The following is a 26,338-nucleotide window of genomic DNA, read 5'->3' on the forward strand; positions in this document are numbered from 1 at the left end:
CACCGTTTCGCAAGGGGCTTAAAATCGCGTCTTAACGACCTAGATATGAAGAGGCGAAGTTCTCCCTCCTGGCAAAGAACTGTCGGTTTGAGAACAGTTTGGAGAATGATGAAAGATGATCGCTAAGCCGATCTACATGCAGGGCGAGGGCGAAGGGGAAGACGGCGGCGGCACCAACCGCGGAACGTCTGTTATCACCCGCGTCAAGCCTAAGACGAAAAGACCGAATTTGTACCGTGTTCTTTTACTGAATGACGACTACACTCCCATGGAGTTTGTCATCCACATTCTGGAGCGTTTTTTCCAGAAGGATCGCGAAGCGGCAACCCGTATCATGCTGCACGTGCACCAGCACGGCGTGGGCGAATGCGGGGTGTTTACATATGAGGTCGCAGAGACGAAAGTAAGCCAGGTCATGGATTTCGCCCGACAGCACCAGCATCCGCTGCAATGCGTCATGGAAAAGAAATGAGGATCGCAACGTGCCAACTTTTTCCCCGAGTCTCGAGAAGGCGCTGCACCAGGCACTGACCTTTGCAAATGAGCGTCACCACGAATATGCGACGCTTGAACATCTCCTTCTGGCGCTGATCGACGACGCGGATGCCGCTGCCGTGATGGGCGCCTGCAACGTCGATCTCGATGCGCTGCGCAAGACTGTCAGCGATTACGTCGACAACGAACTGACCAACCTCGTGACCGGTTACGACGAGGATTCCAAGCCCACATCCGGCTTCCAGCGGGTCATCCAGCGGGCCGTCATTCACGTGCAATCATCCGGCCGCGAGGAAGTGACCGGCGCGAACGTGCTCGTCGCCATTTTCGCCGAGCGCGAAAGCCACGCCGCCTATTTCCTGCAGGAGCAGGAGATGACCCGTTACGATGCGGTCAATTACATCTCCCACGGCATCGGCAAGCGTCCGGGCACGTCGCAGACGCGCGCGCCGCGCGGTGCTGATGAGCCCGAAGGTGAAAACAAGGCGAGCCGCAGCAATCCCGAGGAAGAGGGATCTTCCGCCAAGAAGCAGCAGGATGCGCTGAAGGCGTATTGCGTCAACCTCAATGAAAAGGCGAAAAACGGCAAGATCGATCCGTTGATCGGCCGTCACGACGAGGTCAACCGCACGATCCAGATTCTCTGCCGCCGCTCCAAGAACAACCCGCTTTATGTGGGCGATCCCGGCGTGGGCAAGACGGCGATCGCCGAAGGTCTGGCCAAGCGTATCGTTGAAGGCAAGGTGCCGGAAGCGCTGGCCAATGACACGATCTTCTCGCTCGACATGGGCACGCTGCTCGCCGGAACCCGTTATCGCGGTGATTTCGAAGAGCGTCTGAAGCAGGTCGTCAAGGAACTCGAAGAGTATCCGGGCGCGGTTCTGTTCATCGATGAAATTCACACCGTCATCGGCGCGGGCGCCACCTCCGGCGGCGCAATGGATGCTTCGAACCTGCTGAAGCCGGCCCTGTCTTCGGGTGCGATCCGCTGCATCGGTTCGACCACCTATAAGGAATATCGCCAGTTCTTCGAGAAGGATCGTGCGCTCGTGCGCCGCTTCCAGAAGATCGACGTCAACGAGCCTTCTATCGATGACACCATCGCGATCATGAAGGGCCTGAAGCCCTATTTTGAGGAATATCACCACCTGCGATATTCCAACGATGCGATCAAGGCGGCCGTTGAATTGTCGGCCCGCTACATTTCCGACCGGAAACTGCCGGACAAGGCAATCGACGTGATTGACGAAACCGGTGCGGCGCAGATGTTGCTGCCAGCGTCCAAGCGCCGCAAGCTGATAACCGAAAAGGAAATCGAGGTCACCATCGCGACGATGGCCCGCATTCCCGCGAAGACGGTTTCCAAGGATGACGAGATGGTCCTCGCCAACCTTGAAAAGGAACTGCGCTCGGTTGTTTACGGTCAGGATATCGCCATCGAGGCTCTCGCCACGGCGATCAAGCTGGCGCGTGCCGGCCTTCGCGAACCGAACAAGCCGATCGGCTCCTATGTCTTCTCCGGCCCGACGGGCGTGGGCAAGACGGAGGTGGCCAAGCAGCTTGCCGCCTCGCTTGGCGTCGAGATGCTGCGGTTCGACATGTCGGAATATATGGAGCGCCATACCGTCTCGCGTCTGCTCGGTGCACCTCCCGGTTATGTCGGCTTCGATCAGGGCGGTCTCTTGACCGATGGCGTCGATCAGCATCCGCATTCCGTGGTGTTGCTGGACGAGATCGAGAAGGCCCATCCGGACATCTACAACATCCTGTTGCAGGTAATGGACCATGGCTCGCTGACCGACCATAACGGCAAGAAGATCGACTTCCGCAACGTCATCCTCATCATGACGACCAATGCGGGTGCTTCCGAAATGGCGAAATCGGCCATCGGTTTCGGTTCTTCGCGACGCACGGGCGAGGATGAAGAGGCGATCAACCGCCTGTTCACACCGGAATTCCGCAACCGTCTGGATGCGATCATTCCGTTCTCGCCGCTGCCGACCGCTGTTATCCACAAGGTGGTGCAGAAGTTCGTCATGCAGCTGGAAACCCAGCTCTCTGAGCGCAACGTCACCTTCGATCTGCATGAAGATGCGATCTCGTGGCTGGCGGAGAAGGGTTACGACGAAAAGATGGGCGCACGCCCGCTGTCGCGCGTGATCCAGGAGCACATCAAGAAGCCGCTCGCCAACGAAATCCTCTTTGGCAAGCTCAAGAAGGGCGGCGTCGTCAGCGTCACCGTCGGCAAGAAGGATGACGGCTCCGACGGCCTCAAGCTTGAGGTTCTGCCGGAAACCGCGCCCGTTAAGCCGCAGCCGGAGGCCGAACTGAAGGCCGCCAAATCGCCGGGCAAGGCAAAGGCAAAAACTGCTTCCAAGGCGGCAAAAGCCAAGGAAGAGGCGGATGTCCTTGTTGCCGAGGCCGATAAGTCCGATGAGGCCAGCAAGCCGCGGCGCAAGACCAATACGGTGCCGAAAGTGCCGAAGAAAAAATGATCACGGTCTTTGATCGATAAACCGGTGCCGGGCGAAAGCCCGGCATTTTCATGTATGAAATGCGTCGCGTTTTACCTGATACCTGCGACGCGTTTCATTTTTGTTTCATGCATGACGTTACCCCGAGGCCACGGCATTCTCGGGCGACATGCTCGAGTGGGTCAGCAATGCACACTGCCGACAGCGATACCATCCCATTGCGCGGCTGGTTTTTCCGGGGGATGCGGGGCATATTCTCGCTGCCCTCGCTCATTCTCATGACATCTTTCGTCGGTTTCAGCGCTTTCGCACTCGAATCCGGGGTTGCGCGCGGCGAAGCCGTGTTCATGACGCTTGTCATCTGGGCCTTGCCGGCCAAGATGATCCTGATTGGTTCCATGGTCGGCGGCGCCAATCTCGCCGCCTGTTTTCTGGCGGTGACGCTGTCTTCGGTCCGGATGATGCCGATGGTCGCCTCCATCGTTCCGGAAATGCGCGGCGCGAAAACGCCGACATGGATTTTACTGTTCCTCTCACATTTCGTTGCAATCACCGCCTGGGTCTTTGCCACGCAGAATCTTTCCAAGGTGCCGCGTGAAGCCCGCGCCGCCTGGTTTGCCGGTTTCGGTATTACGCTCACCGTGGTCAATGCCATCATCGTCGGCCTGTGTTACGGCATCGTCGCCGCCTTTCCGCCTCTCGTCGCCGGCGTGCTGTTTTTTCTCACACCGGTCTATTTCGTGGCATCGATCTGGGCTTCGGCCCGTCATTCCGTCGTCAAGGTCGCCTTCGTCATCGGCGTCATCGCCGGACCCGCCTTCGCGGTGATTGCGCCGGAATTCGACATTCTCTATGCCGGGATCGGCGGCGGTACGGCGGCCTATCTGATCGACCGCCTCGTGTTTCGTCGCCGGATAAAGCCCGTCTCGCCGGAGAGCGAACCATGATGACCGAACATTGGTGGGCGCCCTATCTTTTCATCGCGATTGCCGGCTGGCTGGCGACCGATCTCTGGCGCTGGCTCGGCGTTCTCGCCGGTAACCGCCTGAAGGAAGATTCCGAGGCCCTGCACTGGGTAAGGGCGGTTGCCACCGCACTCGTCATGGCCGTCACCGCCAAGCTGATCGTCTTTCCAACCGGTACGCTTGAGGCGTCACCCCTATGGCTGCGCATCGGCGCTGCCACACTCGGTTTCATCGCATTTCTGCTGGCGGGCCAACGGGTCATCGTCGGTGTGGCTGTTCCGATCCTGCTTCTGGCGGGTGGATTGTTCGCACTCGGTTTCTGATGCTCGCTTTATCCGAATATTAAGCTCATTGCCCTACTTTGCCGCTGGTTGAAACAGGGACCGGAATTCAATGCGACTCTTTGCGGCAGAGCGTTTTGTACTTGGATTTATCGCAACATTATTCGTTATCGATGCGGTATTGATTGCGGTCAAAGGCATTCGTGTCGATTACGCCGGATATCTTCTGTGCGTTCTGGCAGGCGTCGGCGTTTTTATCCTCGGTCAGCTATATCGCACTAGCGGGCGCGATCTTCGCATCGCAGTCGCCCTGATTTCTGGCGGGCTATTCATCCTGTTCACGCTTGCCGCTTCGATTTTCAACTACATGTTCCTACCTGTCGCCTTTCCAGCGATTGATCATGTGCTTTTCGGTGTGGATGCAGCGTTTGGCTACAGTTGGACGGGCGTCGTCTTGTGGGCGGCAACCCATCCATGGATCGGAACCGGACTGTTTTTCGTCTATGCCTCATCGTTGCCGCAGCTTCTGGTGATCGTCCTTACGCTCGGCTTCACCGGCAACCAGCGGATGCTGCACCACTTCCTGGTGACGGGAGTGCTGGGGGCGTTTGCATGTATCGTCTTTTGGATATTCTTCCCGACATTCGGACCTTCAGCCTATGTGCAATTGCCGCAGTGGGTATCACAGGCTATCCCCCTGGCCGTTGATAATAATTACGGCCAAGAGTTGAACCGCCTTATAACCGAGGGAGTGGTCTATCTTTCTCCCAAAAATGTCCTGGGGCTGATCGGCTTTCCATCGTTTCATATCTTCATGGCGGCAATGTCAGTCTGGTTCATGCCGCGTCACTGGGCGGTGATGGCAGCGATCTTGCCGATAAACCTGTTGATGCCGCTGGCCGTTCTTGTTCAGGGTGGACACCATCTTTCGGATGTTTTCGGCGGTCTCGCTGCTTTTGTCGTCATTTGTGCTGTATCGTCCCGCCTGCTCAACCGGCTGTCGGCGAGGGAACTGACCGAAGCGGCGGCTGCCTCCCGTATTCAGATCGTCGCGGCAGAATAATTGCGACGCGTTTCGCTCTCCCGGGCTTCCGCAACAAGCCAGTCCGATAATATGCGGGCCGGGGCGGTTATCTCCTCTGCTTCCATCAGCCAGTAATATTTCTCCGTATCGGCGGCCCGGTCGAAAAGCACGGTCAGTTGACCGTTGGCAATCTCGTCGTGAAGAAGCGCCGTCGGGCAAAGGCCGACGCCTTGTCCTGCTTTGAGCGCGGTCACGAGCAGATTGAAATCCGCGAAAACGGGGCCGGCATTATCGGGGAGGGATATCCCGTCGGCTGCGAACCAGTTCTGCCATGCCGCTTCGGTATCGTCATGCAGCAATTCCGCTCGCAACAGGCTGTCAACGTCGTCGAAAGGACCGAATTCGGCGGCATAGCTTGGCGCGCATGTCGGCCGGGTCTCAGCGCTAAAGAGAGCTACGGCATTTTCCCCGGAGACCACCCCATGCCCTATGGTCAGATCAGCCGGCACTGCATGATGTGCTCCGGAATAGCTGATGGATACCTGGATATCCGCGTAAAGCGCCCGGAAGCGGGGCAGGCGGGGAGTCAGAAAATGCGCCACGACGGAGGGCAGGCTGGCAAGGCGGACGGTCATGCGGTCACGGCCGCGGCTGATCCGCTCTGCGCCGGAGGCGATCTGCCGCAGGCCTGACGAAACCGTAAGACCGAATTCCCGGCCGGCCGGGGTGAGCCTCACGCCTCTAGCATGCCGCTCGAACAGGGCCACGCCAAGCCAGGCCTCCAGATTGCGCACATGCTGGCTCACGGCAGTCGCCGTCATGCCGAGTTCCTGCCCGGCCAGAGAAAAACTCGTTCTTCTGGCGGCGGCTTCGAATGCGCGGAGGGTGGCAAGGGGAGGCAGCTTCATGATTGCCAAGGCTAAGTCAGACTTGGTCTGAGCGCAAGAAAAACCCGTCTTGTCAGGCGGGTATTCCTGACGCAATTTCGCATCGGTATTTTCATCGATCAGAGGATTTCATGACCCCCATGCCCGTCGCCGAACCCGCTGACGCCGCTGCACGCCGCGCCGTCCGTCCCGTTGTCGTTTATCCGAACGGCACGCTTGAGACGCCGGACCTCGCGCGCCTGGCGCAGGCAAAGAATGGCATGGAAAAGATCGATGAGGTCATCGTGCCGCCGCGTGACGGTCGCACCTTTCATGTGCCGAAAGGACATTTCTTTCGCATCGTGAGCATCGAAGGTCCGCAGGTGGGAGACCTGAACCTATGGAACGCCCATGATCTGACCGAGCGGTTTTTCAGCGGCAAGACCCGCGCCCTGCACGCCACCCACGTTTCGGTCGGCAATCGGCTTTGGAGCAACCTGCCATCGCTGCGGCCAATGGCGACCATCACGCACGACACGCTGTCATGGTATGGCTTCGACGAGGATGGCGGCGGGGTGCATGACGTGATCGGCACCCGCTGCGATCCCTATACCAACAGGCTTTTGAGCGGCGGCGACTATCACCATTGCTGTCATTCGAACCTGACGAATGCGCTCGCCTCGGCCAAGGGTCTGTCGTTCCAGGAGGCGGAGCCGCATGTGCACGACGTGCTGAACGTGTTCATGTGCACGGGCTTTACCCGCGACACGCATCAATATTTCATGAAAGCGAGCCCGGTGCGGCCGGGAGATTATCTGGAGCTTTTTGCGGAGATCGATCTTATCGGCGCGCTGTCCGCCTGCCCGGGCGGTGATTGCAGCGCCACACATTCCAGCGATACGGCGGCCTGTTATCCGTTGAAGGTGGAGATATTCCGGCCGGATATGGCGGTGCTTGAAGGCTGGCCATGGCCGCAGAGGAATGCGTATCAGCCTGTGGAATGATGATAAGCACCACCGCCGTCATGCCGGACTAGATCCGGCATCCAGTCACGGCGCGTCGGCGCCGTAAGGATAGTCTTTGCGATCAAGGACTTGATCGCGCTGGACCCCGGATCCAGTCCGGGGTGACGATCTGCGGAAGCTGCGGTTCTGCCAGACGCGTTGGCGTCTTGGCACGCATCACGAAGCAAGCGCAGCCTTTATCTTCGCCGCGTGGGCCTTCAGTACCTCGCCATCGGCCATCACGCCGGAATGCGGCTTCAACGGCTCGCCTTCCTTGCGCGGAATGACGTGGAAATGCAGATGGAAAACGGTCTGCCCGGCCGCCGGCTCATTGAACTGGGCGACGAAGACGCCGTCTGCATCGAAGGCTTCCTTGGCCGCGACGGCCAGTTTCTGCACCACGGGAATTGTCCTTGCCAGAACCTCGGGGTCGGCATCGAGCAGATTGCGCGAGCCGGTCTTGGGAACGACGAGCAGATGGCCGGGGGCCTGCGGCATCACATCCATGAAAGCAAGCGTATGCTCGTCTTCGTAAAGCTTGTGGCTCGGAATTTCGCCACGCAGGATTTTTGCGAAGATATTGTTGTCGTCATAGGCGCTGGCCGTCATCGTGATCTCTCCTCGTAGCGGACTATACGTCCGGTTCCTGTCTCTCGCCCTTGCGGAAGGGCGTGTGTTCATCAAGATAATCGCCGATATGTTCGACCTCTTCGCGTTCGCGCTGAAGATAATCGGCAATGGCGCGGCGCAGGCCCGGATGGGCGATGAAATGCGCCGAATGGGTGGTCACCGGCACGTAACCACGCGCCAGCTTGTGCTCGCCCTGGGCGCCCGCTTCCACCCGTTTCAACCCCTTCGCCAGCGCAAAATCGATTGCCTGATGGTAACAGACCTCGAAATGCAGGAAGGGATGATCCTCGATGCAGCCCCAATGGCGACCATAAAGCGCATCCGAGCCTATGAAGTTGATTGCCCCCGCAATATAGCGCCCATCGCGTTTCGCCATCACCAGCAGCACATCATCGGCCATGCGCTCGCCGATCAGCGAATAGAACTCCCGCGTGAGATAAGGCCGGCCCCATTTGCGGCTGCCGGTATCCATGTAGAAGGCGAAGAACTGGTCCCAGATGTCTTCGGTGAGGTCGCTTCCGGTCAACCAGTCGATCTCGATACCGTGTTCCAGCGCCGCACGGCGTTCCTTTTTCAGCCCCTTTCGCTTGCGCGAAGAAAGGGCATCGAGAAAATCATCGTGGTCGCGATAGCCATCATTGATGAAGTGGAACTGCTGGTCTGTCCTGTGCAGGAAATCGCGGGGCAGAAGGGCAGACAGATCGTCTTCTTCGAGAAACGTGACATGGGCGGAAGAGACGCCGATCTTTTCGGCCACCTGGGCGAGGCCGGAGGCAAGAAGCGGTTTAAAGCGCGTTTCGTCCACCGCTTCGGAAACGAGCAGGCGTGGCCCGGTTGCCGGCGTGAAGGGCACCGAGCATTGCAGCTTCGGATAATAATGGCCGCCGGCCCGCTCGAAAGCATCCGCCCAGCCGTGGTCGAAGACGTATTCGCCCTTGCTGTGGTTTTTCAGATAGGCCGGCACTGCGCCGACGAGCACACCGGAGGCGTTTTCGAGAAGAAGATGGTGGCCAAGCCAGCCGGTTTTGGCTGTCGCCGAGCCGGACTCTTCCATAGACGATAGAAATTCGTGGGAGATAAAAGGGTTGTAGTGTTTTCCTGATGTATTGCGCGATGTTCCGGAAAGCCGTTTCCAGCTTTCCGGATCGATATCCCCAAAGGATTGCGCAATGCTGATGGAATAGTCTTCTGTCATGCCGTCGCGGATGGGTTCTCTCTCGGGTCGAAACCTTCGAATGTCATCTGGTCCGCATATTTATAGGTAGTCTCGCGCGCATTTTCATCCCTGACCGTCCAGGTAATCACCGGAAGCCCGAGTTTTCTTTGCGCTTCGATGAAGCTGTTGGGCAGATGACCCCAATGATAGGAGATGAAATCGAGCCCCAGCTGCATCGCTTCATCATGTTTGAAGAAGTCTTCCGGCTTGTCGCCCTCGGCGGTGAGGCCCAGCGGCCAGGGCGAGCCCGCAGCCTTCAGGTCCTTCAGCAGGTGATGGTCGAAGCTCATCAGCGCCACATGGCCCTTGTAGCCCTCGAGGTCCTCCAGAACCGCCTCGGCAAAACCGTCATCGACGCCTTCGCCAGCACGGCCCTTCAGCTCGATCACCAGCGGCACCTTGCCGGCGCAGAGCGTCAGAAGCTGCTTGAGCGTTGGAACCCGATCCTTGGTCTGACCGACGGCAAGAAGGGACAGCTCGGCCGATGTGCGTTCGCGCACGTCGCCCTTGATGCCCGTCAGGCGGGCCATGTCGTCGTCGTGAAAAATCACCGGAACGCTGTCGGCTGCCAGCTGAACGTCGCATTCGATGGCGAAACCGGCCTCGATGGCGCGGGAAAAGGCGGAAAGCGTGTTTTCCCAGACCGCCTTGTTGAGATCATGATAACCGCTATGGGCGACGGGCTCAGCCGTCAGCCAGGAAAGCTTGAGCGTCATACGTCGATTTCCACGATGGCGTCGATTTCGACTGATGCGTTGAAGGGCAGGCAGGCCATGCCGACGGCGGCGCGGGCATGTTTACCGGCATCACCGAGAACATTGGCGAGAAGATTGGAGGCGCCATTGATGACGAGATGCTGTTCCACGAACTCCGGAACCGAGGCAACAAAGCCATTCAACTTGATGACACGGCGGATTTTCGAGAGGTCACCATTCAAAGCGGCCTTGACCTGTGCGAGAATGTTGACGGCGCATAATTCTGCCGCGCGCTGGGCGCCTGGCACGTCAACATCGCGGCCAACGAGGCCCGTCACCGCAATCTTGCCTGATTCCATCGGCAGTTGACCCGATACATAAAGAAGATTGCCGCTGATGGTGAACGGAACGTAGTTTGCGGCTGGCGCCGCGGCGACGGGAAGCGTGAAGCCAAGTTCCTTGAGGCGGCCTTCGATGACGTCCGACATTTTCGTCTCCGGTTTTGTTGTAAATCCTTCAAGAATCCGGCATTCAGAAGATGTTGATCCAAAAGCCGGGCGGTTGCTTGTACAATATGAGCGGCGAGTCCAACAGGAGATATTGCATGTTTGTCAGGACGCTTGGTTTCGTTGCCGCAACAGGGCTTATGACCGGCCTGTCAAGCGCTGCCAATGCCTTGCCCGTCACGGTTCCGGATCTCGTCGCCCACCGCGCCGTCTACGATCTCGAACTCAAGGATGCGTCGGATCGCTCCGGCATCGAGGGCATGACCGGCCGCATGGTCTATGAATTCACCGGCTCATCCTGTCAGGGTTACAAGACCGATTTCCGTTTCGTGACGCAGATCAACACCGGCGACGCCGTGCGCATGACCGACCAGCAGACCACGACTTTCGAAGACCTTGCCGCGAAGAAATTCACCTTCGAGACCAAATCCTACACCGACGACAAGCTGGACAAGGAAGTGCAGGGGGCGGCAACCGACAGCACCGAGGGCGTGAAGGTCGATCTGACCCGGCCGGATGCCCGCCAGATCAGTCTCGTCGCCAGCGAATTCCCGACACAGCACATGTTTCAGGTCATCGAACATGCGAAACAGGGAAAGCGTATTTTCGAATCCCGGATATTCGACGGTTCTGATGATGGCGACGAAAGCCTGATCACCTCCACGCTGGTCGGTAAATCGCAAATGCCGAAGGATGGCGATGCCGACGCCGGCAAGGCGGGCGAATTCGCCAAGGCTGCCTTCTGGCCGGTAACGATCGCCTATTACAACGACAAGACCGGCACCGACGCCCTGCCGATCTACCGCATGTCGTTCAAGCTTTATGAAAACGGAATCACCCGCGATCTGACGATGGATTACGGCGATTTCGTCCTGACGGGAAAGCTTGCGAAGCTCGATATTCTCAAGCCCGAAACCTGCGAAAACAAGCCCGTTCGCTGAAACGCGGCTATTTCGCCGGTTTTTTCGCATAAATGCTTGCATTTTTACGCGGGCGACTGTATGCGGCTCACCATTCCACACGCGAAGCTTGGGATGTTCCGGGAGAAATCCGGTCCGTTCCGCCCGGTGGTGTCGATGAAAATCGGCGCTGTTCGCTTCGCGGGGGTTAAACCGGAAAAGGAGTAACAAGGCATGGCATTGCCCGATTTTTCTATGCGTCAGCTTCTGGAAGCTGGTGTTCACTTCGGCCACCAGACGCACCGCTGGAACCCGAAGATGAAGCCGTACATCTTCGGCGACCGTAACAACATCCACATCATCGACCTGGCTCAGACCGTTCCGATGCTGTCGCGCGCCCTTCAGGTCGTGTCCGACACCGTTGCCCGTGGCGGCCGCGTTCTGTTCGTCGGCACCAAGCGTCAGGCGTCCGAAATCATCGCCGACAGCGCAAAACGTTCGGCCCAGTATTACGTCAACTCCCGCTGGCTCGGCGGCATGATGACCAACTGGAAGACCATTTCGAACTCGATCCAGCGTCTGCGCAAGGTTGACGAAATCCTGAATTCGGAAGGCTCCGGCTATTCCAAGAAGGAACGCCTGAACCTTGAGCGCGAGCGCGAAAAGCTTGAAAAGGCTCTCGGCGGTATCCGCGATATGGGCGGCGTTCCGGACCTGATGTTCATCATCGACACCAACAAGGAAAAGATCGCGATCGAAGAAGCCAAGCGTCTTGGCATCCCGGTCGTTGCGATCATCGACAGCAACTGCGACCCGGACCATATCGACTACCCGATCCCGGGTAACGACGATGCTTCGCGCGCCATCTCGCTCTACTGCGACCTGATTGCCCGCGCTGCCATCGACGGTATTGCCCGTCAGCAGGGTGCTTCCGGCCGCGACATCGGCGCTTCTGAAGAAGCTCCGATCGAGCCCGCTCTCGAAGACGAGGCTGGCGCCTGATTTAGGCCCTGTCTGGCGGCGGTTTCTTATCGCCGTCTCCTCGACCAGGATATGACAAGGCCGTCAAAGACCTTCAATGGGTTGACGGCCTTGTTCGTTTCAAGCGCTCCGCCACGTTTTTTGGAAACCGCTGGCGTCTGACGTGGTTGAAACGCAAGGCAGTCTTCATAACGCTGTCACACTTCGGCGGCACCCATCATTTCGATGTATGGAGACGCCGCAGCACTTGGGAATGCGCATGCCCCTTTCCTGAAATCCTCTCCGGTTTCAAAGGGTGTGCGGCCGGGTACAGTCATCACCCAGAACTTCGGCACGGCAAATTCCGCCGGCTGACCGATCGAACCGATAAGAGGCAAACAATGACCGAAATCACAGCCGCAATGGTGAAGGAACTGCGCGAGAAGTCTGGCGCAGGCATGATGGACTGCAAGAAGGCTCTTGCTGAGACCAATGGCGACATGGAAGCGGCGATCGACTGGCTGCGCGCCAAGGGCATCGCAAAGGCCGACAAGAAGTCCGGCCGTACGGCTGCCGAAGGTCTGGTCGGCGTTGCCACCATGGGTCACAAGGCTGTTGTTGTCGAGCTGAACTCCGAAACCGACTTCGTTGCCCGCAACGATGCGTTCCAGGACCTCATCCGCGGTATCGCCCAGGTTGCCCTCACCACCGACGGCACCGTTGACGCTGTTTCCGCTGCGACCTATCCGGCAACCGGCAAGTCCGTTTCCGACAGCATCAAGGACGCGATCGCTACGATCGGTGAAAACATGACGCTGCGCCGCTCGGCTGCACTCGAAGTGCCGCACGGTGTTGTTGCGACCTACATCCACAACGCTGCCGGCGACGGCATCGGCAAGCTCGGCGTTCTCGTTGCCCTGAAGTCGGACGGCGACAAGGCCGTTCTGAACTCGATCGGCCGCCAGGTTGCCATGCACATCGCTGCGACCAACCCGCTCGCCATCCGCGCTGAAGAAGTCGACGCTGCCGTGGCCGAGCGCGAGCGCAACGTCTTCATCGAACAGGCCCGCGAATCCGGCAAGCCGGAAGCCATCATCGAAAAGATGGTTGATGGCCGTATGCGCAAGTTCTTCGAAGAAGTAGCTCTTCTGTCGCAGGCTTTCGTCATCAACCCCGACATCACTGTCGGCGCTGCCGTCAAGGAAGCCGAAAAGGAAGCCGGCGCTTCCATCGAAGTGACGGGCATGGTTCGCCTGCTGCTCGGCGAAGGCGTCGAAAAGGAAGAAAGCGATTTCGCAGCAGAAGTCGCCGCAGTCGCCAAGGGCTGATTATATTTACCCAATCTTGGGAAAACGGGAGGGCATCGCGTGACAACGCGGTGCCCTTCGTGTATCCGCGTTTCGGTTACATTTCCGAGGAGTCATGATGTCTTCCAAGCCGATCTACAAACGTGTTCTTCTCAAGGCTTCCGGCGAAGCCCTTATGGGCGATCAGGGTTTCGGTATCGATGTGGCGGTGGCCGACCGTATCGCCTCCGATATCGCCGAGGCGAGGGCGATGGGTGTTGAAGTCGGCGTTGTCGTCGGCGGCGGCAATATTTTCCGCGGCGTGGCCGTGGCCTCCAAGGGGGGCGATCGTGTTACCGGCGACCATATGGGCATGCTGGCAACCGTCATCAACGCACTGGCGCTCGCAACCTCGCTTCGCAAGCTCAGCATCGACACCGTCGTTCTCTCGGCAATCGCGATGCCTGAAATCTGTGAGAGCTTCTCCCAGCGCGCCGCCCTTCACCATCTCGCACAGGGGCGTGTGGTTATTTTCGCCGGCGGTACGGGCAACCCGTTCTTCACCACCGATTCTGCTGCAGCGCTTCGCGCAGCGGAAATGGGCGCCGAGGCGATCTTCAAGGGTACCCAGGTGGATGGCATCTACTCTGCCGATCCGAAGAAGGATCCGGCAGCCACCCGTTTCGATGAGCTGACCCATAGCGAAGTGCTCGGCAAGGGCCTGGCGGTCATGGATATCGCCGCTGTCGCGCTTGCTCGCGAAAACCATATTCCGATCATTGTCTTCTCGATCCACGAGAAGGGCGGTTTCGCGCAGATATTGACCGGCGGTGGCCGCAAGACCATCGTGCACGACAAGTAATCAAAAAAGACGCCGCCCCCTGGGCGAATTCCGGCCACAGCCGACAGAGACGGAGTATCAAGATGAGTGGTATTGACCTCAACGATATCAAGCGCCGCATGGATGGCGCCATCAACGCATTCAAGAGCGATATCGCATCGCTGCGCACCGGCCGGGCTTCGGCCAACATTCTCGATCCGGTCACCATTGAAGCTTACGGTTCGCGTGTGCCGCTCAACCAGGTTGCAAACATCACGGTTCCGGAGCCGCGCATGCTCGGCGTCAACATCTGGGACAAGTCGATGGTCAATGCCGTCGATCGCGCGATCCGGGAATCCAATCTCGGCCTTAACCCGATCGTCGATGGTCAGAACCTCAGAATTCCGCTGCCTGAACTGAACGAAGAGCGCCGCAAGTCGCTGGTCAAGGTCGCTCATGATTATGCCGAAAAGTCCAAGGTCGCGATTCGCCATGTGCGCCGCGACGGCATGGATGGTCTGAAAAAAGCCGAAAAGGATGGCGACATCGGTCAGGACGAAAGCCGTGGACAGTCGGAAAAGGTGCAGAAAATGACCGACGACACGATTTCGGAAATTGACCGCTTGCTTGCCGAGAAGGAAAAGGAAATCATGCAGGTCTGATATCGCTTGCGGTAGACCTGTATTTTATTCGTTTTAATTCCGCGCTGCCCTGTTACTGGATCGATATGCCGACGACGACACGTTCCTCCATACCCGAGCACGTCGCCATCATCATGGATGGCAATGGACGCTGGGCAAAGCAGCGCGGTCTTCCGCGCGTGATGGGGCATCGCCGCGGGGTGGAGGCCGTGCGCGAAACCGTGCGCGCGGCCGGTGATTGCGGAATACGCTATCTCACGCTGTTTGCTTTCTCGTCGGAAAACTGGCGCAGACCCGAATCCGAGGTGAGTGACCTGATGGGGCTGTTGAAGGCTTTCATCCGGCGTGACCTTGCCGAACTGCATCGCGAAAATGTCCGTGTGCGGATCATCGGTGACCGGCAGGGGCTGAAGACCGACATACGCTCTCTCCTCGAAGAGGCGGAGCAGATGACGGCTGGCAATACCAAGCTGACGCTGGTGATCGCCTTCAACTATGGAAGCCGTGACGAGATTGCGCGCGCGACGGTGGCAATCGCCCGCGATGTCGCCGAAGGCCGGCTCGATGCCGCTTCGATCACGCCGGAGATGATTTCGGCCCGGCTTGACACGTCGGGCATGCCGGATCCGGATCTTATCATCCGCACCAGTGGCGAAGAGCGCCTGTCGAACTTCCTGCTCTGGCAGGCCGCTTATTCTGAGTTCCTCTTCGTTCCCGAATATTGGCCCGACTTCGACCGCCAGCGATTCTTCTCCGCAATCGAGCAATATGCAACGCGTGACCGCCGCTTTGGTGCACTCACCGAGCAGGTTGCCGTGGCAGGCGCCTGATGAGCCGTGAACTCAGACTGCGGATCGTCTCCGCAATCGTCATGGCAGCGGTCATTCTGGCCGCGACCTGGTATGGCGGCATTCTGTTCCGCATCGTCGCGGGTCTTCTGGCGATCCTCATCTATTATGAATGGTCGACGATTACCCGGCTGTCGGAGGCCAACCCGACCGGCAATGCCTGGGGCTGGTTCGCGGTCGCCGTTATCGCCGGCAACACGATTTTCGGCGAATCCTCGCTCGATCTGCCGCTTTTATCCGGCTTCACGCTGACCGCAGCCCTGTTTCCGGTTTTGCGCGGCAGGAACTGGTGGCTGGTGGGTGGCATTTTTTATGCGGGTCTGAGCGGCATATCGCTGGCGGCCATTCGCGGTGATGAGCTGACGGGCTTCGTGTCCATCCTTTTCATCTTCGCCGTTGTCTGGTCGACGGATATTCTCGCCTATTTCGTTGGACGCGCCATTGGCGGGCCGAAGCTTGCGCCTTCGATTTCGCCCGGCAAGACCTGGTCGGGTGCGATCGGCGGGGCAGCGGCGGCTGTGATCGGCGGCGGCGCGGTGTCCATGGCCTATCACGGCAGAATCAGCCTGCTGGTGCTGGGGCTCGCGTTCATCCTGTCGGTATTCAGCCAGATAGGTGATCTCTTTGAATCCTTCGTGAAACGACGTTTCCAGGTCAAGGATTCCAGCCATCTCATTCCGGGCCATGGCGGCTTCATGGACCGTGTTGACGGTCTTGTTTTCGCCTGCTTTACGGTATTCCTCATTGCTTTCGTGCATGCGGCGGCAACCGGCGACGTGCCCGGATCGGGCGGCGGTCTGTTGCCGGGTTTCTGAGCGGCGCGAAAGGTCACGACATAAAGGGCAGATTGTCATGAACACAGTAATGGCGGCGACCGGCTTTCTGACCGGCTATATCGTGCCCTTCATCCTGGTGCTGTCCCTGCTCGTTTTTGTCCATGAAATGGGCCACTATCTGGTAGGGCGCTGGTGCGGCATCCGTTCCACGGCATTTTCCATCGGCTTCGGCCCGGAGCTGATCGGTTTCACCGACAAGCGCGGCACGAGATGGAAGATTTCCGCGATCCCGCTCGGCGGTTACGTCAAGTTCTTCGGTGATGAGGATGCCGCCAGCAAACCGGATAGTTCCGGCCTGTCGCATATGTCGCTGGAGGAGAGGGCGCAGACGCTTTCCGGCGCAAAGCTGTGGAAAAGAGCGGCCACGGTTGCTGCGGGCCCAATCGCAAATTTCATTCTCGCCATTCTCATCTTCGCGGTGCTTTTCGGCATTTATGGCCGGATGATCGCCGATCCAGTCGTGGCGGAAGTGCGCGAAAACAGCGCTGCCGCCGCAGCTGGCGTACGGCCCGGCGACCGACTGGTCGCAATCGATGGTGAAAAGGTGATGACTTTCGAGGATGTCCGTCGTTACGTCGGCATCCGCCCGGGCACGCCGATCACCGTAACTGTCGAAAGGGCAGGCGAGGAGCTGAAGCTGCCGATGGTTCCGACGCGCACGGAAACCACTGACCAGTTCGGCAACAAGCTGGAAATGGGCATTATCGGCATCGTCACCGACCAGACCAGCGGCAATTTCCGCCACATCGAATATTCGCCGACCGAGGCGCTGGTTGAGGGCGTGCGCGAAACCGGCCACGTCATTACCGGCACCTTCAACTACATCGGCAACCTCGTGACCGGCCGCATGAATGCCGATCAGCTGGGCGGTCCGGTCCGTGTCGCGCAGGCGTCCGGCCAGATGGCGACGCTCGGCATTTCCGCCGTTATCCAGCTTGCCGCAGTCCTTTCCGTTTCGATCGGTCTGCTGAACCTGATGCCCGTCCCGGTTCTGGACGGCGGCCATCTGGTGTTTTACGCGATCGAGGCCATTCGCGGCAGGCCGCTCGGCGCGGGCGCGCAGGAAGTCGCGTTCCGTATCGGCATGATGATGATTTTGGGTCTTATGGTTTTTGCAACATGGAATGATATCAGCAGCTTGATCGGCTGAGGATTGTGTTTTAACGGTTTTGTTAGTTGTCTGTTTACCTTGTTTTTATGCCGAAGTGGCGAATGCGCCACTCTGGATCACGAAGTAAACAGAATTTAACGTTCTGACTTGCTTGTAGGGGAAAAGCAGGTAAAACGACGCACATGGCCGGAGTCGGGTTCAGCCCGCTGAGGGACAACGTAAAAAGGTAAGAATTGAAATGAAGGCTGGTTCAAGATTTTTGAACGCGGTGTCGGCGGTTGCGCTGTCTGCTGGTGTTTCTTCGGTTGCGGGCCTTGGCGTGCTTGCCTCTGCTGGTGTTGCGAATGCAGCCGTCATCAGCAAGATCGATGTTCGCGGGGCCGAGAGGTCTGGTGCGGACTCCGTGCGCTCCAACATCACCATTGCGCCGGGTAAGAACTTTTCCAATTCGGATATCGATGAATCGGTGAAGCGTCTTTACGCCACCGGTTATTTCTCGAATGTCTCCATGCGCGTTTCCGGCAGCACGCTGGTCGTTACTGTTAACGAGAACCAGCTGGTCAACCAGGTGGTCTTCAACGGTAACCGCAAGATCAAGGACGACAAGCTCGCTGGCGTCGTACAGACACAGGCGCTTGGCCCCTTCAATCAGGCTATCGTGACGGCGGATATCGCCCGCATCAAGGAAGCCTATGCCGCGATCGGCCGTAGTGACGTCGAAATCACCACGCAGACCGTTTCCGTCGGTCAGGGCCGTGTGAACATTGCTTTCGTCATCAATGAAGGCGAGCGTACGAAGATCGGCCGTATCGATTTCGTCGGCAACAATGCCTACAGCGATGGTCGTCTGGCCGCTGTCATCAATACCAAGAAGTCCAACATGCTGTCGTTCCTGACGCGTAAGGACGTTTATAACGAGGACAAGCTGCGCGCCGACGAAGAGGCGCTGCGCCAGTTCTATTACAACCGCGGTTACGCCGACTTCCGGGTCGTGTCCTCCGAGGCGGTGCTGGACGAGTCCAAGAACGAATACACCGTCTCCATCACGGTCGATGAAGGTCAGCGTTATAACTTCGGCAACGTCGCGGTCGAATCGACCGTTCCGGGCGTCGATGGTTCCGAACTTCAGGGCCTCGTGGAAACCCGTCAGGGTGGCAGCTACAGCGCCAAGGAAGTTCAGCAGAGCATGGAAGCGATTTCCAAGCGCGTGGCCGGCGAAGGTTATCCCTTTGCCCGCGTAACGCCGCGCGGCGACCGTGACATGGCTGGCAACACCATCGGCGTAACCTATATCGTCGATCAGGGCGAGCGCGCCTATGTCGAGCGCATCGAAATCCGTGGCAACACCCGTACGCGTGACTACGTCATTCGTCGCGAGTTCGATATCTCCGAAGGCGACGCGTTCAACCAGACGGTCATCACGGCTGCAAAGCGCCGTCTCGAGGCGCTCGGCTATTTCTCGAAGGTCAATATCTCGACCGCCGGCGGCAGCGCGCCTGACCGCGTCGTGATTGTTGTCGATGTGGAAGACCAGTCGACGGGTTCGTTCGGTATCGGTGCGGGTTACTCGCAGAACGACGGCGTTCTGCTCGAAGCCTCCATCGAAGAAAAGAACTTCCTCGGTCGTGGACAGTACATTCGTCTCGCCGCTGGTGCGGGTGAAGACGATGCACGTAGCTACACGCTGTCCTTCACCGAGCCTTACTTCCTCGGCTATCGTCTTGCCGCAGGTTTCGACCTGTTCAAGAGCCAGAGCCGCAGCGAAGATTATTACGACTACGACGAGCAGGGTTTCGCGCTGCGTGTAACCGCGCCGATTACCGAAGATCTCTCGACGACGTTCAAGTACACCTACAAGCAGCTCAATTATGATGGCGAAGGCGACTGGGAAACCGGCAGCAATCTTGCCGCGCCTTATAAGGACCTGATCCGTGGCGGTGACTGGACGCAGTCCATCATTTCGAACACGCTGAACTACAATACGCTCGACGACCGCAACATGCCGCGTGAAGGCTGGCAGGCTGCTCTGACGAACGAATTTGCAGGCCTCGGCGGCGATTCCGAATATTACAAGATCTACGCCAAGGCTCGTTTCTTCTATACGCTGTCTGACGAATACGATGTCATCGGCTCGCTCACGGGTCAGGCCGGTCACGTAGTGCCGACGGGCGACAATCTGCTGGTCTTCGATCAGTTCAAGTTCGGCGGCCGTCAGGTTCGCGGCTTCAAGAACGACGGTATCGGTCCGCGTATCGGCTCCGACTCCATCGGCGGCACGACCTATTTCGCCGCGTCTGCTGAAGTCACGGCTCCGATGCCTGGCGTTCCGGAAGATTTCGGTCTGCGCCTCGCAGGCTTCGTCGATGCCGGCACGCTCTATGGCAACAAGGTTGCCAACAGCGCAGGTGTGAAGGACGACAACTCCATCCGTGCGTCTGCTGGTATCGGCGTGATGTGGGCGTCGCCCTTTGGTCCGATCCGCGTCGACTACGCGGTACCGATCGCCAAGGAAGACTACGACGAGGAACAGCGTTTCCGGTTTGGCATGTCCAACACTTTCTGATATCGGCAGTCCAGAACTGCAACTTTGAACGTTCTGGAGTTTCCGGCTGATGGAATACAATGCCTTTTTTCCGCCCCACGAGGGACTGCGATTGAAAGATATCGCAGATCGTTTTGGGGCGGAACTGTCTGACGATGCGGCGGGAGAACGGATTATCAGGTCCGTTTCGCCGGTCTATAGGGCAAAGCCCGATCAACTCTGCTATATTCTTTCGCGCAAGAGCCGCGATGAGCTGCAGACCTGCGAAGCTGGCGCCGTCATTTGTGATGCAGCGCTTGTAGACATGCTTCCGTCTCACACCCCCGCGCTGATATCGAAAAACCCCCACACGCTTTTTGCGCAGGTCGGTGCCTTGCTGCATCCTTCCGCCATGCGACCCGGTCCGATCGCGCGGATGGACGCCGAAATTTCCCATGCTGCCCATGTCGATCCATCCGCGAAACTGGAAGCGGGCGTCATTGTCGAGGCGCTCGCCGTGATCGGAGCCGGCGCCCATATCGGCGCTGGCACGCGGATCGGCCCCGGCGTCATCATCGGGCAGGATGTGCAGATAGGGCGTGATTGCACCATTGCGGGCGGCGCAAGCGTTCTTGCCGCGCTCATCGGTAATAATGTGATTATCCACAACGGCGCGCGCATCGGTCAGGACGGTTTCGGTTATGCCCCCGGTCCACGCGGCATGCTGAAGATCGTGCAGATCGGTCGTGTCATCATTCAGGACAATGTCGAGATTGGCGCCAACACCACGATCGATCGCGGCACCATGGATGACACGGTCATCGGCGAAGGCACCAAGATCGACAATCAGGTCCAGATCGGCCACAACGTCCGTATCGGCCGCCATTGCGGCATCGTCAGCAAGGTTGGCATTGCGGGCAGCACCCGCATCGGCGACGGTGTGATGATTGGCGGCGCGGCCGGCATCAATGGCCATATCAACATTGGCGACGGCGTGCAGATTGCGGCGATGAGCGGTGTTGTGGCGGACGTACCGGCAGGCGCCCGTTATGGCGGAACGCCTGCGCGTCCAATGAAATATTTCCTGCGCGACATGGCCGAAATTCTGGCACGCGCTGAAGGGCGTGATAAAAAAACAGGAGAGAAAAACAATGACTGAAGAAACGAAGACGACGCTCGGCGCGGCTGACATTCTGGAAGTCATGAAGCTTCTGCCGCATCGTTACCCATTCCTGCTGATCGACAAGATCATCGAGATCGATGGTAACAACTCGGCGATCGGCATCAAGAACGTCACGGTCAACGAACCGCATTTCACCGGCCATTTCCCGGATCGCCCGATCATGCCGGGCGTTCTGATCGTCGAAGCCATGGCGCAGACGGCAGGCGCAATCTGCGCCCGTAGCCAGGGTGAGGGCGGTTACCTCGTCTATTTCATGACCATCGACAATGCGCGCTTCCGTAGACCCGTCGTTCCCGGTGATCGTCTGGAAATCCACGTGGTCAAGCAGCGCCAGCGCGGCAATGTTTTTAAATTCCATTGCGAGGCGAAGGTGGACGGCGCGCTGGTGGCGGAAGCCGATGTCGGCGCCATGATGATCCCCGAGGACCAGCAATGAGCACGATTGCCGCCTCGGCCAGAATTCACCCGACGGCCGTCATCGAAGACGGCGCGGTGATCGGTGAAAACGTCGTCATCGGCGCGCTGAGCTATGTCGGCGCGAAAGTCACGCTGCATGACGGTGTCTGGCTGCATAATCACGCCGTTGTTTCCGGCCGGACCGTCATCGGCCGAGGTTCGGTCGTCCATCCCATGGCGGTCATCGGCGGCACACCGCAGGCGGTTCGCCACGACGGTTCGGAAACGACGCTTGAGATCGGTGAGCGCTGCGTCATGCGTGAAGGCGTAACGATGAACGCCGGCAGTTCCGATGGCAGCGGCAAGACCATTATCGGTGATGACAATCTCTTCCTCGCCAATTCGCATGTGGCGCATGATTGCCGCCTCGGCAGCCACATCATCCTGTCCAACAATGTGATGCTGGCGGGCCATGTTACCATCGAGGACCGCGCTATTCTGGGCGGTGGCTGCGCCGTGCACCAGTTCACCCGTATCGGCCGCCAGGCTTTCATCGGCGGGCTGTCGGCGGTCAATTACGACGTCATTCCCTATGGCATGCTGAATGGCAATCCCGGCATTCTCGGCGGGCTGAACGTTGTCGGCATGACACGTGCAGGCATCGAGCGTGCGGATATCCACAAGGTCAGACGCGTCTACAAGGCGATTTTCGAGGCCGAAGGCACGATCCGCGGCAATGCCGCAGCCCTCGACCGCAACGACTATCTGGACTGCCCGCAGGCGCTTGAAATCCTCGATTTCATCGGCGCGGATAGCGACCGCGCGATCTCTTCGCCCAACCGGGGCAAGTGAGCCGTGACAGGCGGCGGGCGTCTCGCCATCGTGGCCGGCAGCGGCCAGCTGCCGCTTTATGTGGCGGCTGCCGCCCGTGAGATGGGCGAGAACCCTTTCATCGTGCGCTTGCGCGACGATTCCCGTTTCGACTGGAGCGGTTTCGACAATGCCGTCATCAGTGTCGGTGATGTCGCCGGGCTGGGCCGTCTGCTGCGTGAAAATCAGGTAGACCGTGTCGTGCTTTCCGGCGGCGTGGCGCGACGGCCGGAATGGCGGGAGATCCGCCCCACGGTCGGCATCCTGCTCAAACTGCCGTCCATTGTCAGGACGCTGCTGTCGAGCGGCGATGACGCCGTTTTGCAGATGGTCATCAAGATCATTGGCACACTTGGCGCAAAAGTCATCGGCGCGCACGAGATCGCGCCCGGCCTGCTGGCTGCGACAGGCCCTTTCGGTGCACAAAAGCCCGCCGAGGAAGATCTGCGTGACATACGCAAGGCGGCTGAGGCGGCACTTGCACTCGGTAAGCTGGATGTGGGGCAGGGAGCAGTCGCCGTGGGTGGCCGTATCGTCGCGCTGGAAGGCGTTGAGGGCACGGACGCCATGCTGGCGCGCGTCGCGGCATTGCGCGCCGAAGGACGTATATCCCCGCGCCGCAAGGGTGTACTCGTAAAGCTGTGCAAGCCGCAGCAGGATGTGCGAGCCGACCTGCCGACAATCGGTGTGGAAACGGTGGAGAATGCACGCAAGGCGGGATTGGCCGGCATCGCCGTCGAAGCCGGACGGGCGCTGGTGCTTGATCGCGAGGCGATGTTGAAGGCGGCCGATGAGGCGGGCATATTCGTCTGCGGCATCGATACGTCACTCAGCGGAGACATGATGGGGGAGAGTTGATCGGATGACGGCGGCATTAAAAGTGGCGGTCATTGCCGGGGAGGTATCCGGTGATCTTCTGGGTGCGGATCTGATCCGGTCGCTCAAGGCCCGATATGCGGGCCCCGTCGAGCTGGTGGGTGTCGGCGGCGATGCGCTGGAAGCACAGGGTCTGGTTTCCCTGTTCGACTATTCCGAACTCTCGATCATGGGCTTCACGCAGGTTTTGAAAAAGCTGCCGAAGCTCATTGCGCGGATCAACCAGACCGCCCAGGCAATCGCCGCTGCAAAGCCCGATATTCTGCTGATCATCGACAGTCCGGATTTCACCCATCGCGTTGCGAAAAAAGTTCGCCGGCAATTACCGCATCTGCCTGTTGTCAATTATGTCTGCCCCAGCGTCTGGGCGTGGAAGGAATATCGCGCCACCGCGATGCTGTCCTATGTCGATCATGTTCTGGCCCTGCTGCCCTTCGAGCCGGAAGCGATGCGCCGTCTCGGCGGTCCCCCTACGACCTTTGTCGGCCATCGGCTCAGCGTCGATGCCGATGTGCTCTCTGTGCGGCAGAAGCGGGCGGAACGCTCTCTACCTGCAGATGGCCAGCCGAAAACCATCCTCCTCCTGCCGGGCTCGCGTTCCACTGAAACGACGCGGCTGATGGAGCCTTTTCAGGCGGCAGCGAGAGCTTTTGTAGAGCGCAACGGTCCGACGTGGTTTCTCCTGCCCACCGTGCCACGTCAGGAAAAACGCATCCGCGAACTGGCGGCATCATGGCCGGAGGATATAAGGCCCGAAATCGGCATCGATTCCGCCTTCAAATGGAACGCGTTTGCTCAAGCCGATGCGGCTATCGCCGCTTCCGGCACGGTCATTCTGGAACTCGCACTCGCGGGCGTACCGACCATCTCGGTCTACAAGACCGACTGGATTTTCACCATGTTGAGCAAGCGGGTGAAAACCTGGACCGGCGCCCTGCCGAACCTGATTGCCGATTACGCCATCATTCCGGAATATTTCAACGAGGTCGTCAGGGCAGGCTCGATGCTGCGCTGGGCCGAGCGTCTGTCGTCCGATACCACCGAGCGGCGGGCGATGCTCGAAGGTTATGCGCTGGTGCAGCGGCGTTTGCACACGGATGTACCGCCGGGCGAAACCGGCGCACGCATTCTTCTCGATGTCCTCAAAAACAAGAATAGCTCCTCGGTATAATCGCAGCCATCCTGTCCTCAGGCGGCGGAAATAGCGGTTTTCCGACAAGGTTAAGCCAGCTGCCGCCTTGCCGCCAATGCAGGCAGGCGAGGGGTTGGTTTTAACGCATTTGATCGTTAGGGCGGCAATCCCCAGGCTTTTATAGGGTTCGCGGCCCGCGAATTTACGTCTGGCACACCTCTTGCTTTCAATCTTGTATGCAAGATAGCCATACATCAGAAAGCGCCCAGAGCGCGGTAGAAGACGCCATCATCTCAGGTATTCTTTCCGCGCGCATCCGCCCGGGCACCCGCCTCAGCGAGAACCAGCTCGCCAGCCTTTTCAGCGTGTCGCGCACGCGCATCCGCGAGGCGATGATGCGGCTTGAAACGCGCGGCATCGTCACGGTCAGCCCGCGCCGCGGCTGGTTCGTGGTGGAGCCTTCCGCCGAAGAATCCATCAAGGTCTATGAGGCACGGCGCATCATCGAATATGGACTTTTGCGCAACCTTTCCGCCATCAGCGCGGAAGGCATAACGATCCTTGCCAATCATCTCGATGAAGAAAAGGCGGCGATTGTCAAAGGCGACCGCCAGCGCCTGACCTGCCTGATGGGCGATTTCCACATCCGCATCGCCGAAATCGCCGGAAATGACATCATCGTCGAAACGCTGCGCGACCTGACGGCCAGAACCATCCTCATCTCCATGCTCTATCAGTCCGATTTCCATGCGCAGCAATCGCATGACGGGCACTGCCGCATCTTCGAGGCGATCAAGGCGGCTGATTTTCACGGCGCCGCCGAACTCGCCATCCGCCATCTCGACGAAGTTGAAACCGGTCTCGATCTCACCCGCAGGCCGGACCCGCTCTACGAGCTTCGCAATTCGCTTTCACTGCAGCCTCTTTCCTCAAGCCCCAAGGAGTAATTCCCAATGTTTTCCAGACGTTCATTGCTTGCCATTGCCGCGATTTCCGCAACACTTGGTTTTTCGCCCGCAGCCTTTGCCGACGCGCTCGGCGATATCACTTCCCGAGGCACGATCCGCGTCGCCGTCCCGCAGGATTTTCCGCCGTTCGGCAGCGTTGGCACCGATATGGCGCCGCAGGGTTACGATATCGACGTCGCCAACCTGATCGGCGAGAAGCTCGGGGTGAAGGTCGAGCTGGTGCCGGTCACCAGCGCAAACCGCGTTCCCTATCTGCAGACCAACAAGGTCGATCTCGTCATTTCGAGCCTCGGCAAGAACCCGGACCGTGAAAAGGTCATCGACTTCTCCACCGCCTATGCGCCTTTCTTCAACGGTGTGTTCGCACCGGACTCGCTTGCTGTCACCAAGGCGGAAGATTTGGCCGGCAAGACCATCGGCGTTACCCGTGGCGCCGTCGAGGATCTCGAACTGACCAAGGTCGCTCCCGCTGATACGACCATCAAGCGCTACGAGGACAATAACGGCACTATCTCTGCCTTCCTCGCCGGTCAGGTGGAAGCCGTCGCCACGGGCAATGTCGTGGCCGCCGCCATTCTCGCGAAGAACCCACCGAAGCGCCCCGAGCTTAAGTTCCTGATCAAAAATTCTCCCTGCTATATCGGCCTGAACAAGGAGCAGCCGGCGCTGCTGGAGAAGGTCAACGCCATCATCGCCACCGCAAAGACCGACGGTTCGCTGAACACCATCGCGCAGAAGTGGCTGAAAACCGATCTTCCGAAGGATCTGTGACCAACCCGGCAAACACATGCGCCGGTCCCGTTTGATCCCGGCCCGGCGCATGGTTTGTCCTCTT

Annotated in this window: 27 protein-coding genes; 22 read left to right on the forward strand and 5 right to left on the reverse strand. The window is 59.0% G+C overall.

Features of this window, described 5'->3' with window-relative positions; genetic code table 11:
- Nucleotides 1–115 precede the first annotated feature (115 nt).
- The 5 genes from clpS to QRN60_RS06455 all read left to right on the forward strand — a co-directional run bounded on the left by clpS (nucleotide 116) and on the right by QRN60_RS06455 (nucleotide 5,278).
- Nucleotides 116–472, forward strand: coding sequence for an ATP-dependent Clp protease adapter ClpS (gene clpS, locus QRN60_RS06435; protein ID WP_003502541.1), 357 nt, complete (start codon nucleotides 116–118; stop codon nucleotides 470–472).
- Nucleotides 473–482: 10 nt separating this feature from the next.
- Nucleotides 483–2,990: an ATP-dependent Clp protease ATP-binding subunit ClpA gene (gene clpA / locus QRN60_RS06440; RefSeq protein WP_003502542.1), complete on the forward strand. Its 2,508-nt coding sequence runs from the start codon at nucleotides 483–485 to the stop codon at nucleotides 2,988–2,990.
- A 167-nt stretch (nucleotides 2,991–3,157) separates the two neighbouring features.
- Nucleotides 3,158–3,916: an AzlC family ABC transporter permease gene (locus tag QRN60_RS06445; protein WP_003502543.1), complete on the forward strand. Its 759-nt coding sequence runs from the start codon at nucleotides 3,158–3,160 to the stop codon at nucleotides 3,914–3,916.
- On the forward strand, nucleotides 3,913–4,257 hold the full coding sequence (locus tag QRN60_RS06450; protein ID WP_003502544.1) for an AzlD domain-containing protein: 345 nt from the start codon (nucleotides 3,913–3,915) through the stop codon (nucleotides 4,255–4,257). The genes QRN60_RS06445 and QRN60_RS06450 overlap by 4 nt, the downstream gene beginning before the upstream one ends.
- 70 nt (nucleotides 4,258–4,327) lie before the next feature.
- Nucleotides 4,328–5,278, forward strand: a complete 951-nt coding sequence (locus QRN60_RS06455) for a phosphatase PAP2 family protein (protein WP_003502545.1) — start codon at nucleotides 4,328–4,330, stop codon at nucleotides 5,276–5,278.
- On the opposite strand, the gene QRN60_RS06460 is transcribed toward QRN60_RS06455, so the two are convergent.
- Nucleotides 5,257–6,147 (reverse strand): LysR family transcriptional regulator, encoded by an 891-nt coding sequence (locus QRN60_RS06460; RefSeq protein WP_111792763.1) that lies wholly within the window; start codon nucleotides 6,145–6,147, stop codon nucleotides 5,257–5,259. The genes QRN60_RS06455 and QRN60_RS06460 overlap by 22 nt on opposite strands.
- Before the next feature lie 110 nt (nucleotides 6,148–6,257).
- Between QRN60_RS06460 and QRN60_RS06465 the strand changes: the two genes are divergently transcribed.
- Nucleotides 6,258–7,109, forward strand: coding sequence for an urea carboxylase-associated family protein (locus QRN60_RS06465; protein WP_020810320.1), 852 nt, complete (start codon nucleotides 6,258–6,260; stop codon nucleotides 7,107–7,109).
- Between the two features lie 177 nt (nucleotides 7,110–7,286).
- On the opposite strand, the gene QRN60_RS06470 is transcribed toward QRN60_RS06465, so the two are convergent.
- Genes QRN60_RS06470 through QRN60_RS06485 form a run of 4 tightly spaced genes read right to left on the reverse strand, consistent with a single transcriptional unit; the run spans nucleotide 7,287 to nucleotide 10,138 of the window.
- On the reverse strand, nucleotides 7,287–7,718 hold the full coding sequence (locus tag QRN60_RS06470; protein ID WP_003502549.1) for an HIT family protein: 432 nt from the start codon (nucleotides 7,716–7,718) through the stop codon (nucleotides 7,287–7,289).
- Nucleotides 7,719–7,740: 22 nt separating this feature from the next.
- Nucleotides 7,741–8,934 carry a GNAT family N-acetyltransferase gene (locus QRN60_RS06475; RefSeq protein ID WP_129565063.1) on the reverse strand — a complete coding sequence of 398 codons (1,194 nt, stop codon included), beginning with the start codon at nucleotides 8,932–8,934 and terminating at the stop codon, nucleotides 7,741–7,743.
- The gene (locus QRN60_RS06480; RefSeq protein ID WP_284765135.1) at nucleotides 8,931–9,671 is read right to left on the reverse strand and encodes a glycerophosphodiester phosphodiesterase; all 741 of its coding nucleotides are present in this window, start codon (nucleotides 9,669–9,671) and stop codon (nucleotides 8,931–8,933) included. Before QRN60_RS06480 ends, QRN60_RS06475 begins: the two co-directional genes overlap by 4 nt.
- Entirely contained in the window at nucleotides 9,668–10,138 is a 471-nt protein-coding gene (locus tag QRN60_RS06485) for a RidA family protein (protein WP_003502555.1), read from the reverse strand. The genes QRN60_RS06480 and QRN60_RS06485 overlap by 4 nt, the downstream gene beginning before the upstream one ends.
- A gap of 116 nt (nucleotides 10,139–10,254) precedes the next feature.
- Between QRN60_RS06485 and QRN60_RS06490 the strand changes: the two genes are divergently transcribed.
- The 16 genes from QRN60_RS06490 (at nucleotide 10,255) to QRN60_RS06565 (ending at nucleotide 26,274) form a co-directional block, all read left to right on the forward strand.
- Nucleotides 10,255–11,097, forward strand: coding sequence for a cell envelope integrity EipB family protein (locus QRN60_RS06490; RefSeq protein WP_003502556.1), 843 nt, complete (start codon nucleotides 10,255–10,257; stop codon nucleotides 11,095–11,097).
- 192 nt (nucleotides 11,098–11,289) lie between these two features.
- A complete protein-coding gene (gene rpsB, locus QRN60_RS06495) occupies nucleotides 11,290–12,057 on the forward strand; it encodes a 30S ribosomal protein S2 (protein WP_003502558.1) in 768 nt (255 codons plus the stop codon).
- A gap of 359 nt (nucleotides 12,058–12,416) precedes the next feature.
- The gene (gene tsf, locus QRN60_RS06500; protein ID WP_003502560.1) at nucleotides 12,417–13,343 is read left to right on the forward strand and encodes a translation elongation factor Ts; all 927 of its coding nucleotides are present in this window, start codon (nucleotides 12,417–12,419) and stop codon (nucleotides 13,341–13,343) included.
- 97 nt (nucleotides 13,344–13,440) lie between these two features.
- Nucleotides 13,441–14,163, forward strand: coding sequence for a UMP kinase (gene pyrH / locus QRN60_RS06505; protein WP_035218853.1), 723 nt, complete (start codon nucleotides 13,441–13,443; stop codon nucleotides 14,161–14,163).
- Between the two features lie 62 nt (nucleotides 14,164–14,225).
- Nucleotides 14,226–14,783, forward strand: a complete 558-nt coding sequence (gene frr, locus QRN60_RS06510; protein ID WP_003502562.1) for a ribosome recycling factor — start codon at nucleotides 14,226–14,228, stop codon at nucleotides 14,781–14,783.
- 65 nt (nucleotides 14,784–14,848) lie between these two features.
- Nucleotides 14,849–15,592 carry an isoprenyl transferase gene (locus QRN60_RS06515; protein ID WP_003502563.1) on the forward strand — a complete coding sequence of 248 codons (744 nt, stop codon included), beginning with the start codon at nucleotides 14,849–14,851 and terminating at the stop codon, nucleotides 15,590–15,592.
- Nucleotides 15,592–16,425: a phosphatidate cytidylyltransferase gene (locus QRN60_RS06520; RefSeq protein ID WP_080866113.1), complete on the forward strand. Its 834-nt coding sequence runs from the start codon at nucleotides 15,592–15,594 to the stop codon at nucleotides 16,423–16,425. The genes QRN60_RS06515 and QRN60_RS06520 overlap by 1 nt, the downstream gene beginning before the upstream one ends.
- Nucleotides 16,426–16,474: 49 nt before the next feature.
- Entirely contained in the window at nucleotides 16,475–17,596 is a 1,122-nt protein-coding gene (gene rseP / locus QRN60_RS06525; RefSeq protein WP_162687200.1) for an RIP metalloprotease RseP, read from the forward strand.
- A 199-nt stretch (nucleotides 17,597–17,795) separates the two neighbouring features.
- Entirely contained in the window at nucleotides 17,796–20,120 is a 2,325-nt protein-coding gene (gene bamA / locus QRN60_RS06530; protein WP_060724139.1) for an outer membrane protein assembly factor BamA, read from the forward strand.
- 49 nt (nucleotides 20,121–20,169) lie between these two features.
- Nucleotides 20,170–21,237, forward strand: a complete 1,068-nt coding sequence (lpxD, locus tag QRN60_RS06535) for a UDP-3-O-(3-hydroxymyristoyl)glucosamine N-acyltransferase (protein WP_129565064.1) — start codon at nucleotides 20,170–20,172, stop codon at nucleotides 21,235–21,237.
- Nucleotides 21,230–21,697, forward strand: coding sequence for a 3-hydroxyacyl-ACP dehydratase FabZ (gene fabZ / locus QRN60_RS06540; protein WP_003502572.1), 468 nt, complete (start codon nucleotides 21,230–21,232; stop codon nucleotides 21,695–21,697). Before lpxD ends, fabZ begins: the two co-directional genes overlap by 8 nt.
- Nucleotides 21,694–22,509 (forward strand): acyl-ACP--UDP-N-acetylglucosamine O-acyltransferase, encoded by an 816-nt coding sequence (lpxA, locus tag QRN60_RS06545; protein WP_003502575.1) that lies wholly within the window; start codon nucleotides 21,694–21,696, stop codon nucleotides 22,507–22,509. Before fabZ ends, lpxA begins: the two co-directional genes overlap by 4 nt.
- A gap of 3 nt (nucleotides 22,510–22,512) precedes the next feature.
- Complete coding sequence (locus QRN60_RS06550; protein WP_162690413.1) at nucleotides 22,513–23,385, forward strand: LpxI family protein; 873 nt, start codon at nucleotides 22,513–22,515, stop codon at nucleotides 23,383–23,385.
- Between the two features lie 4 nt (nucleotides 23,386–23,389).
- Nucleotides 23,390–24,574 (forward strand): lipid-A-disaccharide synthase, encoded by a 1,185-nt coding sequence (lpxB, locus tag QRN60_RS06555; RefSeq protein WP_111792760.1) that lies wholly within the window; start codon nucleotides 23,390–23,392, stop codon nucleotides 24,572–24,574.
- Between the two features lie 197 nt (nucleotides 24,575–24,771).
- On the forward strand, nucleotides 24,772–25,482 hold the full coding sequence (locus tag QRN60_RS06560; RefSeq protein WP_003502578.1) for a GntR family transcriptional regulator: 711 nt from the start codon (nucleotides 24,772–24,774) through the stop codon (nucleotides 25,480–25,482).
- Nucleotides 25,483–25,488: 6 nt separating this feature from the next.
- On the forward strand, nucleotides 25,489–26,274 hold the full coding sequence (locus QRN60_RS06565) for a transporter substrate-binding domain-containing protein (RefSeq protein WP_003502579.1): 786 nt from the start codon (nucleotides 25,489–25,491) through the stop codon (nucleotides 26,272–26,274).
- Nucleotides 26,275–26,338: the final 64 nt, after the last annotated feature.

Origin of the sequence: Agrobacterium sp. CFBP2214 (genome assembly GCF_030209895.1) — a bacterium.
In the GTDB taxonomy this organism is placed as follows: domain Bacteria; phylum Pseudomonadota; class Alphaproteobacteria; order Rhizobiales; family Rhizobiaceae; genus Agrobacterium; species Agrobacterium radiobacter.